Here is a 14,333-nt window from a genome sequence, read left to right as displayed (position 1 = left end):
GTCTGACCGCAGGCCAGACGATTCGCCATGGGTCCCAGACCTGTCCAGGACCCCAGACCGGTGAAATCAACGCGGCCACCCCCGCGGCGAGCAGTCCGGGCACCAGGACGATCCCCATCATCGCGCCCCCGATACCGGCGGCCTGCATCAGGAGGAACGCTCCGGGCAGGGGGGAGCCGAGCAGCGTGCTGACGGCGGCGAGGCTCCCTGCCTCGCCCAGGGAGGCCACCGCCGCGAGTGCGATCCCGGGAAGTTCCGCGGCCGCGGCGCTCCCTTGGCCACCAGTCCCTCGGCCGGCTTGTGTCCCCCTCCCCCGGCAGGTGGCGGATGCTCAGGGCCACCACCAGTCCGGCTACGGCGAACAGCGGGATCGGCCACCACGAGGGTGTCTCGTCGAAGCCACTTCGATGACTCCGGGGCGCGGTCACTCACGGGCCCGCGTCAGGGAGCTGCGAGCCGGCGTCTGAGACGATCGACAGTCCGCGCCGCTCGCAAGGCAGGACCGGAATCGGCTCGTCCGCCTTCCCCGCTCGCCGATGCGTGCAGGCGGCCAGCGGTCCGCCTCGGACGTTCTACGGAGGCCTGCTGGACGTCCGCTCCGGAGCTGACATGCCGCTGGGTCTCCTGAGGGCCGTGCCAGTCCAGGCACATCACGGTGGCGTCGTCCTCGAGCCGGCCACCGGCCGACTCACGGACCGCGGACGTCAGTATCAGAACGGCCTCCCGTGGGTGCAGGTCGCGGGTGTCCTCCAGCAGGGCGAGCAGATCGACCTCCGCGCCGAGATGTTCGAACATGCCGTCCGTCAGCATCATCAGACGGTCACCTGGCCGCAGATCGACATCCTGAACGCGGTAGGGGTAGGGCTCATCACCGGACAGCCCGATTCCGAAGGGCACGTCCACTTCGAAGGGCATCTCCTCCGCAACCCCCGCGCGCACGCGCAGCGGCCAGGGGTGACCCGCGTTCACCAGACGGGCCCAACCGGTGCGTAGGTCGATGCGCAGCAGTTGCCCCGTGGCGTGACCGTGGCCGTGGGCGGCCAGGGCCTCGTCGGCGAGGCGCGCCTGCTCGGCCAGGCCCGCTCCCGCGCGACGGGCCCCGCGCAGGGCGCCCACCAGGACCGTGGCGGCCAGAGCGGCGCGGAGGTCGTGGCCCATCGGGTCGGTCACCGAGACGTGCAGGGTGTCCCGGTCCAGCGTGTAGTCGAAGGTGTCACCACTCAGGTTCTCGGACGGCTCCAGATTGCCGCACAAGGTGAACTGTGCGGCCTCGCACGACAGGGACGGGGGCAGCAACTGGTACTGGATCTCCGCTGCCAGGGTGGGCGGCCTGGAGCGTTTGCCCCAGGTGTAGAAATCGGTGAAGCGCCCATTGGCGATCACGACATACGCCAGAACATGGGCGGCCTCACCGACCGCCTTCAGAACGTCCTCACCGGGCGCGGCGGGCAGGAGCAGCTCCAGCAGCCCGATGGCATCCCCCCGGTTGGTGACCGGCACGATCACCCGCTGGCCTCGGCCCGTCGCCTCCTGATACAGCCGCTGCGTACGGATCACCTGCTCGTAGACGCTGCCGAACATCGGGATCCGCTCCGCCTCCCGCCCGCCCTCCAACGCTCCGGCGGTGGACAGCCGCGCCACCGCCCTCCCTGTCAGGTCCACGATGAGGAAGGAGACCCCCGTCGCCTCGAACCGCCGCCGCAGGTCCTCCGCGACCACGTCGACAGCGTCGATGGGTGCCGCAGTTTCCGCCGCCGTCAGCAGCCAGGGAAGTCCACGCTCTCCACCGCTCACAGCAGCAGTCCCTTCCGCCCGCCCCTTATCCCAGCTTGGCACTGCCACCAGCAGCAGCAACCTGTAGCCGAGCACGGTGGGTAAGGGCATGGCCTGACCTTCTGCACCTCCCCTCCCACCGCCGAAGGCAGCGACATCCCACCCGGCCGGATTCTTCTCCCCGGCTCAGGCGGGGCGGACGTGGTTGGTGCAGACGGGCAGGATCGGGACGTGGTGGCTGCGGGCAAACGACACGATCACGCGTGCCGGGCACACGCCGGGGTCGTGTTCGAGGCGGTGGGCCTCGAAGCAGGCGGCGGACGGGGGCGGCGAAGGCGACGGAGTGCGCACGGCAGAACCCGTACCCTCACTCGCCGGGTAGAGCCGGTATGGCGCCGCCTCTTACCCCTTCGCTCCGTCAGACTGTGTTGTGGACCATTTGAGTTCGATCTCCAGCTCGATCTGATCGTCTCCCACCTCCACCTCGACTTCGCTTATCAGCTGGTCGGGAATGCACACGCTCAATTTGCCGGGGCCGAGCTGGAGTTCGACGCGGCCGCCATGGCGCAGTGCCTCTGCCAGTGCCGCGAGCTGGTCGGCGGCTTCGAGGCGGGACAGCGACCGTTTGTGCTCGAATTCGAGATCCTTCACGGATGTCTCTCCGATCCGGTGGAAAAAACCTCGTACCCGTCCATTGTGATGCCGTATGCCACGGAGGGCACACTCACCCCGCGCAAGCCTTCCGCCCCCCTCCGAGGCCGCGGCAAAGCCGGGCCGGCCACGACTATCGGCAGGATGCCGGCGCAGCCGCGGCCGTCACGGTCGGCGGGTGCGTTCGCGGCGCAGAGCGACCCGACGCCAGACCTCCCGCTGGCAGCGGAACGTGGCTGTCCCGACGACGATCAGCACGACAATGTTGACCATCAGCTGCACGAAGGAGCCCCAAGCCTCGCTGCCACTGCCGAAGGCGCCAGAGACCGCGATGTCGGCTGCCGCCGGAATGGTCGTGACAGAGATGAACACACCGAGCAGCGCGCTCGTCTTCGCCTCGGTGAGCGAGACGACCCCTGACGGATGCGTGGTCCGTTGTGCCGATCGATGCCCAGCGCGACACTGACGATCGCCCCGTACTCGGGACCGACCACCATGGCTGCGACGATCAGGATCTGCGAGTTGGTGACGATCCCGACCGCACCGATGAGCCCTGCGATGACCAGGTAGAGATAGAAGCTCGGCGCGTAGGTCCCCTCGGCCCGGATCCGTGCCTCCACCTGCTCCCAGACCGGCGCGTGGGTACGAGCCCCGAGCTCGCGTGCCGCCTTGACGCTGCCGCCGACGAAAGCCATGTCCACCGGCTCGATGACAACGGTGCCGCGGTCGTCCCAATGCAAGGCGCGCAGGGCGAGCAGGACGTCGTTGGCGGCTCCGGTCGCCACGTCGCAGACAATCCCGTCGCCGTCCGGTTTACCTCCGCCAGCTTTCAGTGCCTCCGGCGCTTTTGCCGTCCCTGCGCAGGATTCCGCACGCGCACAGGCCGCCGCGGCAACGCCTCGCGGCGTTCGAGGACTCGAGGGGAGTCAGGGGCGGCGGTCGATCTGCCACAACAGGCACATCCCGTATTTCTGGCGGATAGTGAACCGTAAGAGCACTCTGACCTGGGGATACTCATGGACCGCTACCCGCCCATCGCAGAGCACGGTCTCATAGGCGACCTCCAGACAGCCGCCCTGGTGACGTCGCGCGGCGTCGTCGACTGGTTCGCCGCACCCCGCTTCGACTCCCCCAGCATCTTCGCCGCGCTGCTCGACCACGACCGCGGCGGCTATTTCCGGATCGCCTCGACAGACCCCGAGGCCAGTTGCAAACAGCTGTACTACCCGGACACGGCCCTCCTCGTCACGCGCTTCATGTCCCCCGACGGCGTCGGCGAGGTGATCGACTGGATGCCGCCGAACACCAGCCGCGTCCCGACCGACCGCCACTCTCTGGTGCGCGTGGTGCGCACGGTGCGCGGCACCGTGCGCTTCGACATGGAGTGCCGTCCACGGTTCGACTACGGCAGAGCCACCCACGACCTCGACCTGCGTCCCGAGGCCGCTGTTCTTCGGGCGCCGGGTATCTGTGCATACGTGCAGGCCACGTTCCCCCTGGAGCGAGACGGCGATGATCTTCGGGGCTCCGTGACACTGGAGGTCGGCGAGACCGCAGCCGTGGTCCTGACCGTCTGCGACGCTGACGGAGAGCTGCCTCCCCCTCTCACCGTCGACGCGATCACCCAAGAACTCTGGGATGCCGCCGACTTCTGGCAGAAGTGGGTGCACGGCTCCAACTACCGCGGACGGTGGCCGGACATGGTCAACCGGTCCGCGATCACTCTCAAACTGCTCACCTACCGGCCAACAGGCGCACCCGTGGCCGCGGCCACCATGGGTCTGCCGGAGCAGGTCGGCGGCGAGCGCAACTGGGACTACCGCTATACGTGGGTCCGCGACGGCTCCCTCTCCGTGCGCGCCCTGCTCGACCTCGGCTTCGTCGAGGAGGCGACCGACTTCACCCACTGGCTGGGAGACCGGCTCCGTGAGTCGGCGGGCAAGGACGGCGAGCCCCTGCAGATCATGTACCGGGTCGATGGACAACCCCTCGTAACTGAAGAGATCCTCAGCCACCTGGAGGGCTACCGCGGCTCCGCGCCTGTCCGCCTCGGCAACGCCGCGTCGGACCAGCTGCAGCTCGACATCTACGGCGAAGCCCTCTATGCCCTGTCCGAGGGCCACGAAGTCGCGAGCCAGGCCGGCTACCAGGGCTGGAAGGTACTCTCCAGGACGCTGGACTGGCTGGCCGACACCTGGGACCGGCCCGACGAGGGCATCTGGGAGACCCGCGGTGGTCGCCAGGACTTCACCTACAGCCGGGTCATGTGCTGGGCCGCCTTCGACCGCGGCCTGCGGCTGGCCGCCGACTTCAGGCGGCCGGCCGACACCGAGCGCTGGACGAAGGCACGCGACGCCATCCTGCTGCAGGTCATGGAACGCGGCTGGAACGACGAGGCCAAGGCGTACGTCCAGCACTACGGCGGAGACGCGGTCCTGGACGCCTCGCTCCTGCTGATGCCCCGGGTCGGATTCGTCGCCCCGCGGGATCCGTCCTGGCTGTCCACCTTGGACGCGATGGACCGCACCCTGGTGTCCGACAGCCTCGTGTACCGGTACGACCCAGCTGCCTCGCCCGACGGCCTGCGCGGCTCCGAGGGCACCTTCAGCCTCTGCACCTTCCTGTACGTCGACGCACTCGCCCGGGCCGGTCGACTGCGGCCTGCTCGCTACACCTTCGAGAAGATGCAGACCTACGCCAACCACGTCGGCCTGTTCGCCGAGGAGGTCGGCCCCAGCGGTGAGCAACTCGGCAACTTCCCCCAAGCGTTCACCCACCTGTCTCTGATCATGGCGGCGAGCACGTTGGACGAGGCCCTCGACCGACAGCGCGACTGACAGCCTCACCCAGGAGCGATGTCCATGTCCGCACAGCACCGGCAGCAACGTCAAGAGCGTCAGAACAAAGCTGACTTCACGCTGTTGTACCAGCGAGTCGCGCAGCTGGCAGCGGGCAACTCCCGGGGCCTCCCGGCCGCCATGACGCCGGAGCGCATCGTCGCGGCGGCGGGGCGAGGTCCGTCTGGGCCGGACGGTGACGATGGCCGCACCCATTGAGACCGGCAGCCGCCTTTGCCTGGTGGGCGTCATCAAGGTGGCTCCCGTTGTGCGACACAGTTGGGGTCCAGGGGGGGGAGCTCCATGAGCCCCTGGACCCCTTACGTCTGCGCGACCCCCGGGTATGCCCGCGCCCGGCGCTCCGGTACGCGCATCGGGTGGGCTCCCGATCGGAGGGCACGCGTGGTACTCGACCTCATTCTTATCGGCGTGGGCATCACGCTGGGGCCACTGCACAACACGGCTTTCATCCTGCTCCTGTCCTCGCCGAAAGGAGTACGGAAGGGACTGGCCTTCGTTCTGGCCTGGCTGGCCTGTCTGGTCGCGCTGATCGCAGCCGTCGTCCTGCTCACCGGGGGCAGACCGCCCATCCACAGCAGCGCGCCCTCCACCGCCGCACTCGCGGTCAAGCTGGCCCTCGGCTTGGGCATGGTGTTCTACGGGGAGCGCAAGCGGCGTCGAGGGAGCCGACCACATCAGTCCCCGAAGTGGATGGCACGGCTGGATCGTCTCTCCTTGTGGACGGCTGCCGGGCTCGGAGTCCTCCTCCAGCCCTGGGGCGCGGTCGCCGCGGGCGCTGCGACCGTGGTGCAGGCGCACGTGTCGTCCCTGGCGTCGTACCTCGCGCTGATGGGGTACTGCCTGCTCGCGACGTCGAGCCTGCTGGTGCTGGAGATCTATGCAACGTTCCGGCCGGTCGCCGCTCAGAGTTCCCTCGCCAAACTGCGCGCGTGGATCGACGGTCACCAAGACCAGACGATCGTTTCCCTCTCACTGGCGCTCGGCCTATGGCTGATGGGAAAGAGCATCTATCAACTCGTAGGGTAGGGCGGTTGCCGGAAGCCCAAATGCTCGGCGTTCTGGCGCAACCTGCGGAACGTGCCACCACGCTCAGTGGGGACGCGTCCGCCAGGCCCGGGCGAAGAGTTCGGGCAGGGGGCCGGCGACGGGCCGTGAGCAGACCTTGCGCCCGATGACCCGGACCCCGAGCAGCTCGGCCTTCCAGGCCTCCATCGGAGGGTAGAACTTGTCCCCGCCCGCCCAGTCGCCGGGCAGGAACACCCCCCGCCCAGCCCGGGCCCTGCGGTCGGCGACCGCCAGACCGACCTCGACGAGTTCGGCCACAACGGCCTTGTGGTGCTTGGGCGTCCACCGGTTGAAGCGGCGGATACGGCGGTCGGTGGGCACGGGCAGAGCGAGCAGCTGCAGATACAAAGTGGCGGCGTCCGGCTCCAGACCGGTGGTGGCGGCCGCCTCCTCGACCACCTTTGGTGCCGACAGCCGCGGATCGGTCTCGTAGCCGCCCGGCGGCAGCGACCTCTCGGCTATGCGCTGCACGATCCGCTCGAACTCGGGACCGCGCAGCCGGCGGACCAGCGCCAGATGCGAGTCCTCCACGTCGACCACAGCCTCCAGGCGCCGCGAGCGCTCGTCGCCCCCATAGCGGCCGGGCCGGAAGTACACGCCGGGCGCCTCGCGCTCACCGCGCCGGTCGAACCCTGCCTCGGACACGACGACCAGGCCGTCGTCGAGCGTGGGATGGGCAAGCGGCTCGGCGGCGTCCAAGTATGGCAGGGCGCCGGGGAAGCCCGGCAGCAGTTCCGCCACGGTGCGGCCGCGCAGGCTGCGTCCGCGGGCGGAGAGCAGCAGCCCCGGGTGGGCCAGGCGTTCCCGCAGCAGCCGTACGGTCTCAGGGACGCCCCGGCGTACGGGATCTCCTTCGGGAAGCTCGGCATACACCCAGTCGACGGCGTCGCAGACCACGGCGAGCAGCTCTCTGAAACGGAAACCCTCGTCGCCCTCCCAGCCGCCGCCGCTGATGCGATTCACCCGCAGCCGGGTGTCCGGGTCGCGGGTCAGCCATGGCTCGCGCGCGGGATCGGCCAACACGGCGCACACGGCTGCCGGGGCCATCCGTATATCGCTGTGTTCGGCGGCGACGGCGAGCGTCGACTCCGGCACGGCGGGGCGTACGCCCTGTTCCCTGCGCCAGGCCTCGGCGATCCGCTCGGCGAGCGCCAGCTGCCCGCCCTCCAGCCACAGCTGCCCGGGGTCCGCGGGCAGTACGTCGGCCAGCAGGTCGAGGCGCTCGGCCACCCGCAGGGTCAGCAACTCCCGCTCACCGGCCCCGGATTCGGACTGCGTGAGTCCCATCACCTTGCGCGCCTCGGCATCGAGTCCCCGGTACCCGTACTTCACATCGGGTATTCCGGCGAGGAGCAGCGCGGCACCGGCCCGACTCAGCCCGGTCCGCTCGGCAAGCACCGCGGCCGCCGCGCGGTCCCAGGGCGCGGGGCCCTTCTGCCGTACGAGGTGCACGAGGCGGCGCAGTCGGTCAGGTGTGTCCCAACCGGCCGCGAGTACCGGCTCGGTGGCCGTGATCCGACCCGGTGCCGGCGGCTGGGCGGAGCCGGTGCGCAACTCGACGAAGCGCTGCCCGTCACGGCCGGCGCCGAGCCCGTGCAGAGCGACCACCGCGCCATCGTGGGTCCGAGTGGCACGCGTTTCCCTGTCGGCGAGTTCGAGGACGCCCGTACGCATCCGGACGCGAACCTCCGGGTCGGCGAAGGGGGTATCTGCCCATACATCCAGCATCGCCAGCTGGACCGCGCGCAGATGGTCCTGCACGTGGAAGGAGCTCGCCCGCAGGGCCACGGCGCCGCACCGGCCGATGAACCGGTACCAGTTCCAGCCCGGGTACTGCGCGGGCGCCTCCTCGCCGTTCCCGGTCAAGTAGCCGCCGACCTGAGTGAACACGGCGAGCGTGCCCGGCCCCCAGTATCCGGAACCTTCGATGAAACCGTTGAGGGCCTGGGCGATCCACTTCTCGTCGAAGGGCTGTGCGGGCCGTATCGGGGTGTGGGGCATGCCGCCATCCTGCCGGATCGCGTGCCTGCCTCTCGCCGGTGCCGGGCACGCGCTTCACTTGCTGAGCCGGTGCTCCGTCGGGGGAGCGCATACCGGCGACCGCATGGTCCGCGAACTGTGCCCGGCAACTCATCGCGAGGCCGCCGCGCTCAGAGGCCCTGTGCGAGCGGGTCCGTATCGCTGGGCCAGTCGCATTCCTGTCATCCACCCACGCTCGATCCTGCCGCGAACGGGGGCAGGGGCCGGGGCCACAACTCGTAGGTTTCGAGGCGGCTGGCACGGTCGTCCGATGCGTTGTCCGAGCCGATTGATTCAGACACGATTTCTCCGTTCGGCAGGTGCAGTGGATGATCCTGAATCCGAATCTCAGGATCGCGGCCGGAACATGCGCAGCACGGGTTCCCCGAACATGTCGACCACGGCTCCGTCGATCTGGAACTTCTCGAGATTCACGAGGTGGTACTGGACACCGAACCAGAGCGGAAGGAGCGGAAGATCCCTGCAGGTGACGGCCTCCGCCTCGCCGTAGAGAGCGCGGCGCTCGTCGTCGTCGGCGGTGGCACGGGCCTTGTCTATGAGACCGTCCACGGCCGGGCTGTTGTAGCGGGTGAAGTTGTCGTCACCGATCGACGCCGAGTGGAACAGCGGATAGAGGAAGTTGTCGACGGAGGGATAGTCGATCGCCCAGGTCATCCGGAACATCGTGTCCGCATTCCCCAGCCAGGTGAGGAATTCGGGCCGCGTGGCGGCCCAGCGTGGGATCGGGTCGCCGTCACGTCGAGGTCTCCCGGTTCGCCGGAACCCGCGCGCCCGGCAGTGCGCCGGTGCGCCTCTGCGCGCCCTCACACAAGGGGTGACTGCGAGCCCGTAGCCGCACGACCATGAACTGCCGTCACCTGCTGAAGAGCCGTGGCCGTGCAGGTCCAGAAGACCTCGCGGCTGTGCCACCGTCGCAGGCCCGGAGGGTTTCGCGGCTGCGCCACCGTCGTGGACGACCCGTGACGACCGCACGACGGCTCACCACCTGATCACTCCGACGACGACGCGACAGTGACCGTCAGGACCACGATCATCCGTAGAAATCGGTCACCATGGGGGAACGATGGGACGACGCTGGCTGGTCACAGGGTGCTCTTCCGGCCTTGGAAACGCACTCGCCGCCGCTGCCGCGCAGGCCGGGGACGAACTGGTGGTGACTGCCCGCAGGACCGCCGACCTGGCGGGGCTCGCCGCCGCGTGGCCGGGCCGCATCACGCCGGTCCCGCTCGAACTGCGTGACGGCGCCTCCTGCGAGGAGGCCGTCCGCGCTGCGGCCGACAGGCTCGGCGGCATCGACATCCTGGTCAACAATGCCGCCGTCGGACTGTTCGGCGCGGTCGAGGAAGTCTCCGACGCCGAACTGCGGGACCAACTGGAGACCCTGGTCGTGGGCCCCTGGCGGCTCACCCGCCTCGTCCTGCCGCTCATGCGGGCACAGGGGCACGGACACATCGTCAACGTCTCCTCCGTGGTGGGCCGGATCGCCTTCCCGGGCCTGGCCGCCTACACCGCCGGGAAACACGCCCTCGAAGGCATGAGCCAGGCTCTGGCCGTCGAGGCCGCTCCGCACAACATCCGCGTCACCGTGCTCGAACCGGGTATGTTCGCCACCCGCTACGGCACGTCCATGGCCGAAGCAGGCCACCGGATCGCCGCCTACGACGGGACCAACCGGGAGATGCTCGAAGGTACCCGTGGTCTCGTGGACAATCCCGAGACCGGCCGGCCCGAGGACTTCGCCGCGCGTGTCCTCGACATCGTCGCCGCCGACGGCCCCACGCCCCTGCGGATCCCGGTCGGCGATGACGCGTACGGCTATCTGGAACTGGCAGAGCAGGCCTCTCGCCAGGAGTTCGCCGAGGCCAGGGTCCTCGCCCAGGGCCCGCCCACGGCCGCCCAGGACGCCGCCGCTGCGTGACCCCGGCCGGGTGGGCTGGACTCAGGTCGCGGACCCGGGTCGAGAGCTCGGGGCCGACCGGACGGAGGCGGGCGCGGGAGAACAGCGGCTGACGTGCGGTAACGGCCGGGCGTGCTTGGATGGGCCAGTGGCACAGACATTCGATACACCGTTCGTCGGCCGGGCTGACGAACTCGCCCGGCTCACCGGCGTGCTGGAGCGGGCAGTGGCAGGCGACCCGCGCGCCGTCCTTGTGGCCGGGGACGCCGGCGTCGGCAAGACCCGCACGCTGACGGTGGCCGCGGCGCACGCGGCCACCACCGGCATGACCGTCCTGACCGGCCACTGCGTGGACCTCGGGGACGTCGGCCTGCCGTACCTGCCGTTCACGGAGATCCTCGGCGCGGCGGCCGCCGACGAACGGCTCGCCCCCGCCTTCGCCGCGTACCCCGCGGTGGGCCGCCTGATCGGCGCGGCCACGGGGGCCGGCCCCGCGCCCGACGCCGGCAGCCGGCTCCAGCTCTTCGAGGGCATCGCAGGTCTCCTCGCCGACCTGACGGCTCTGGCCCCGCTCCTCCTGGTCATCGAAGACCTGCACTGGGCGGACCACTCCTCCCGCGACCTGCTCCGCTTTCTGCTCAGCCGGGGCGCCCTCCAGCGGCCCACGCCCGGCAGTCCGCCCCACCGGCTCGCGGTCTTCGCCTCCTACCGCGCGGACGACCTGCACCGCCGCCACCCGCTGCGCCCCCTGCTCGCCGAGTTGGTCAGGCTGCCCGCCGTCGACCGGCTGGAACTGCGCCCGCTGGCCGACGCGGACATGGCCAGGCTCGTCTCCTCACAACGCACCGGCGCGGTCTCCGACAGCACGGTCCGCCGCATCGTCGACCGCGCCGAGGGAAACGCCTTCTACGCCGAGGAGCTGCTCGCCGCACTGCCCGACGGTGAGGGCGCCGTCCCGGCCGCCATGCCCAGCGGCCTCGCCGACGTCCTGCTCATCCGGATCGAGCAACTGACCGAGACCGCCCAGCAGGTGCTGCGCACGGCTGCCGTGGCAGGGCGCCGGGTCGGGCACAACCTGCTGCGGGGCGCCGTACAACTGCCGGAGGAAGAACTGGAGTCGGCGTTGCGCGAGGCGGTCGGGCACCAGCTGCTGCTGCCCGGCGAAGACGCGACGTACTCCTTCCGGCACGCCCTCACCCGCGAGGCCGTCTACGCGGATCTGCTGCCCGGTGAGCGGGTCCGGCTGCACGGGCGGTTCGCCGCGCTCCTCGCCGGCGAGGACCGTGCGGCCAAGAGCGCCGCGGAGCGCGCCCACCACTCGCGCGAGAGCCACGACCTTCCCGACGCGCTGGTGGCCTCCCTGGAAGCGGCCGACCACGCCCAGCTCGTGCACGCGCCCGCCGAGGAACTGCGCCACCTGGAGACCGCGCTCGAACTGTGGGCCGTGGTGGACCCGTCCGCCCACCCGGAGCACAGCGACCCGGTCACCCTCACCCTTCGCGCCTCGGCCGCCGCCGCGCACGCCGGCGAGCCCCACCGCGCTGTCCAGCTCACCCGCTCCGCGCTCGCGCGGGCCGGCTCGGACGCGGGCTCCGAACTCGCCGCGCGGGTGCGCTACACCCTCGCCGGCAACCTGATGCGGATCGACCATCTCGAGGCGGCGTTCACCTACAGCAGCGAGGCGCTCGCGCTGATCCCGGCCGAGCCGCCCTCGCGCACCTGGGTGTGGGCCGCCGCGACCCACGTCATGGCGGCCCGGTACGTGGGCCGTGACGAGGACGCCGAACGCGTCGCCCGGCAGGCGCTGGGCGTCGCCGAGCGGCTCCGGCTGAAGGACGCCCAGGCCGACTTGATGATCTCGCTGATCGGCCTGGAGGTGCACGACCGTCGGACCCCGAAGGGGCGGGAGCGGCTCCTCGCGGCCCGTGAACTGGCGCGCAGCGCCGGGAACCTCTCGGTGGAGATGCGGGCGCTGTACAACCTCGCGATCGGTTGCTACGAATACGGTGAGCTGGACCCCTGCCTGACCTGGATCGACATCGGACTCGACCGTGCCCGCCGCGCCGGTCTGCTCTCCTCGCCGTACGCCGTCGAGCTGCGCTATATGCAGTCGCTGCTGCTGTACACGCTGGGCCGGTGGGACGAGTGCGCACGAGCCGCCGCCGCCGACGTCGAGATCCTCACGGCGGCGTCCGGGTTCGCGACGGCACCCGCGTTGTACGTCGCCCTGGCGCGCGGAGAGTACGACGCGGCCGTCGTCGGCGCCCGCGCGCTGCTCGACGGTACCCCGGACTGGATGGCGTCCCTCGTCGCGAGCATCGTGCTGACCGACGCCGCGGCGCTGCGGGGCGACGCCGAGGACTGCGTACGGCAGATGCACGCCTCGGTCGAGAGACTCTCGGAGGCCTCGGTTTCCGACCGGCCCGACGCCGTCGTCCGGCTCGCCTCGCTCGCCCTGTCGGCGGTCGCGGACGCGGCGGACGGCTCCCGCCTGTCCGGCGACGCGACGGGCGCCGGGCGCTGGGCAGGGACCGCTGCCGAGCTGGTGGAGCTTGCCCGGAGCACGGCGGCCCACGGCGACGACGGAACCGAACAGGGACCCGAGGGCCTGGCCTGGGCGGCCCGCGCCGAGGCGGAGGGGATGCGCGCCGCCACCGGCCCGGACGTCGCCGCCTGGGAGCGGGCCGTGACGGCGTTCGGCTACGGCGATCCGTACGAAGAGGCCCGGTGCCGCCGGCGGCTCGCGGAGGCCCTGCTCACCGCCGGCCGCCGCGAGGAGGCCGCCGAGCAGGCACATGCGGCCCGGGACACGGCCGAGCGGCTCGGCGCCGTACCGCTGCGCGAGGCGCTCGACGCCCTGGTCCGGCGGGCCCGCCTCACCGACTCACGGGCCACCGGGGGGCGCGTTGCCGCCCTGACCGCCCGGGAGAGCGAGGTGCTGCGGCTGCTCGGGCGGGGGCGCACCAACCGCCAGATCGGCGAGGAGTTGTTCATCAGCGGCAAGACGGCGAGCGTCCACGTCTCGAACATCCTCGCCAAGCTGGGCGCCGCGAGCCGCACCGAGGCGGTGGGCATCGCCTACCGCGAGGGCCTGATCGAGGCGGAGAGCAGCGCGTCGGACTGAGCAGCCCGCGGGTGACCGTGAGCGCATACTGGGCTTATGGACTCGTCCGTACGCGCCGCATTCGGTCTGCGGGAGCGGCTGGGCAGCGCGATATTCAGCCAGGTCGCCGGGCCCTCGGGGCTGGAGCACCGTGCCCGCATCCACGGAAGACCCGGCCCGCGCTGGTTCGGTCCCGACCGGCCGGTTCGTATCGTGCATGGCGATGCGTCCATGTTCATCGGTGGCCTTCGAGCGCTCCTGCTCCAGTCGTTGCACCCGCTGGCAATGGCTGCCGTGGAAGCCCATTCCGGTTACCGCGGCGACCCCTGGGGACGGCTTCAGCGCACGAGTACCTTCCTCGCCACAACCACGTACGGGACAGCGGACGATGCCCAGCAGGCGGTCGACCGAGTGCGTTCCGTACACAGCCGGGTACGCGGAACGACTTCGTGGGGAGAGTCCTACAGCGCCGCTGATCCGCACCTTCTCGGTTGGGTGCACGTGGCCGAGGTCGAGAGTTTCCTGCTCGCCCACCAGCGGTACGGAGCCGAACCGCTCGACGGGGCCGGGTACGACGGCTACATCGCTGACATGGCGCGAGTGGCGGAGGCACTCGGTGTCACGGATCCCCCGTGCAATCGGAAGGAACTCCTCGCCCGCCTCGGCGCCTACCGGGGTGAACTGCGTGCGACAAAGGCAGCACGCGAGGCAGCACGCTTCATTCTGCTGCACCCGCCCCTCCCCTGGGCTGCCCGTGCCCCTTATGCGGTCCTCGCCGCGAACTCCGTCGCTGCCCTCCCCCGATGGGCCCGTAGGTCGCTGGAGCTCCCCCAGTTGTCCGGCATGGCCCAAGCCTGCGTGACCCCGACCGGGCGAGCTCTGACCTCCGCAATTCGCTGGGCCATGGCTCCTCCACCACCCCCATTGTGATCGCACCGGTCCCCTC

The 14,333-nt window shown here is 70.6% G+C and carries 9 protein-coding genes and 2 pseudogenes; 5 read left to right on the top strand and 6 right to left on the bottom strand.

Annotation, left to right across the window (positions count from 1 at the left end):
* Positions 1–32: 32 nt before the first annotated feature.
* The 4 genes and pseudogenes from LNW71_RS32775 to LNW71_RS32760 form a co-directional block, all read right to left on the bottom strand.
* Positions 33–401: pseudogene (locus LNW71_RS32775) on the bottom strand (chloride channel protein); the annotation flags it as partial.
* Between the two features lie 40 nt (positions 402–441).
* Positions 442–1,734 (bottom strand): PP2C family protein-serine/threonine phosphatase, encoded by a 1,293-nt coding sequence (locus LNW71_RS32770; RefSeq protein WP_250972236.1) that lies wholly within the window; start codon positions 1,732–1,734, stop codon positions 442–444.
* Positions 1,735–2,175: 441 nt separating this feature from the next.
* Positions 2,176–2,424, bottom strand: coding sequence for an amphi-Trp domain-containing protein (locus LNW71_RS36625; protein ID WP_250971488.1), 249 nt, complete (start codon positions 2,422–2,424; stop codon positions 2,176–2,178).
* 165 nt (positions 2,425–2,589) lie between these two features.
* Positions 2,590–3,239 (bottom strand): annotated as a pseudogene (locus tag LNW71_RS32760) (DUF389 domain-containing protein); the annotation flags it as partial.
* Between the two features lie 201 nt (positions 3,240–3,440).
* On the opposite strand from LNW71_RS32760, the gene LNW71_RS32755 reads away from it, so the two are divergent.
* Complete coding sequence (locus LNW71_RS32755; RefSeq protein WP_250971487.1) at positions 3,441–5,261, top strand: glycoside hydrolase family 15 protein; 1,821 nt, start codon at positions 3,441–3,443, stop codon at positions 5,259–5,261.
* A gap of 402 nt (positions 5,262–5,663) precedes the next feature.
* Positions 5,664–6,308 (top strand): GAP family protein, encoded by a 645-nt coding sequence (locus LNW71_RS32750; RefSeq protein ID WP_250971486.1) that lies wholly within the window; start codon positions 5,664–5,666, stop codon positions 6,306–6,308.
* Between the two features lie 63 nt (positions 6,309–6,371).
* Here LNW71_RS32750 and LNW71_RS32745 read toward each other — a convergent pair whose 3' ends face one another.
* On the bottom strand, positions 6,372–8,348 hold the full coding sequence (locus tag LNW71_RS32745) for a hypothetical protein (RefSeq protein ID WP_250971485.1): 1,977 nt from the start codon (positions 8,346–8,348) through the stop codon (positions 6,372–6,374).
* Positions 8,349–8,714: 366 nt separating this feature from the next.
* Complete coding sequence (locus LNW71_RS32740) at positions 8,715–9,041, bottom strand: hypothetical protein (RefSeq protein WP_250971484.1); 327 nt, start codon at positions 9,039–9,041, stop codon at positions 8,715–8,717.
* Between the two features lie 409 nt (positions 9,042–9,450).
* Between LNW71_RS32740 and LNW71_RS32735 the strand changes: the two genes are divergently transcribed.
* The 3 genes from LNW71_RS32735 (at position 9,451) to LNW71_RS32725 (ending at position 14,317) form a co-directional block, all read left to right on the top strand.
* Positions 9,451–10,305, top strand: a complete 855-nt coding sequence (locus LNW71_RS32735) for an SDR family oxidoreductase (protein WP_250971483.1) — start codon at positions 9,451–9,453, stop codon at positions 10,303–10,305.
* Between the two features lie 127 nt (positions 10,306–10,432).
* On the top strand, positions 10,433–13,408 hold the full coding sequence (locus LNW71_RS32730) for a helix-turn-helix transcriptional regulator (protein WP_250971482.1): 2,976 nt from the start codon (positions 10,433–10,435) through the stop codon (positions 13,406–13,408).
* Between the two features lie 36 nt (positions 13,409–13,444).
* Complete coding sequence (locus tag LNW71_RS32725; RefSeq protein ID WP_250971481.1) at positions 13,445–14,317, top strand: oxygenase MpaB family protein; 873 nt, start codon at positions 13,445–13,447, stop codon at positions 14,315–14,317.
* Positions 14,318–14,333 lie beyond the last annotated feature (16 nt).

The organism is Streptomyces sp. RKAG290 (assembly GCF_023701695.1).
Lineage (GTDB): Bacteria > Actinomycetota > Actinomycetes > Streptomycetales > Streptomycetaceae > Streptomyces.
This window is presented reverse-complemented; position numbering and strand designations above follow the sequence as displayed.

Bases quoted from the DNA above. Each gene is read 5' to 3' on its own strand.
- LNW71_RS32735 (WP_250971483.1), top strand. From the start codon at position 9,451: ATGGGACGACGCTGGCTGGTCACAGGGTGCTCTTCCGGCCTTGGAAAC.
- LNW71_RS32745 (WP_250971485.1), bottom strand. From the start codon at position 8,348: ATGCCCCACACCCCGATACGGCCCGCACAGCCCTTCGACGAGAAGTGG.
- LNW71_RS32725 (WP_250971481.1), top strand. From the start codon at position 13,445: ATGGACTCGTCCGTACGCGCCGCATTCGGTCTGCGGGAGCGGCTGGGC.
- LNW71_RS32740 (WP_250971484.1), bottom strand. From the start codon at position 9,041: ATGACCTGGGCGATCGACTATCCCTCCGTCGACAACTTCCTCTATCCG.
- LNW71_RS32755 (WP_250971487.1), top strand. From the start codon at position 3,441: ATGGACCGCTACCCGCCCATCGCAGAGCACGGTCTCATAGGCGACCTC.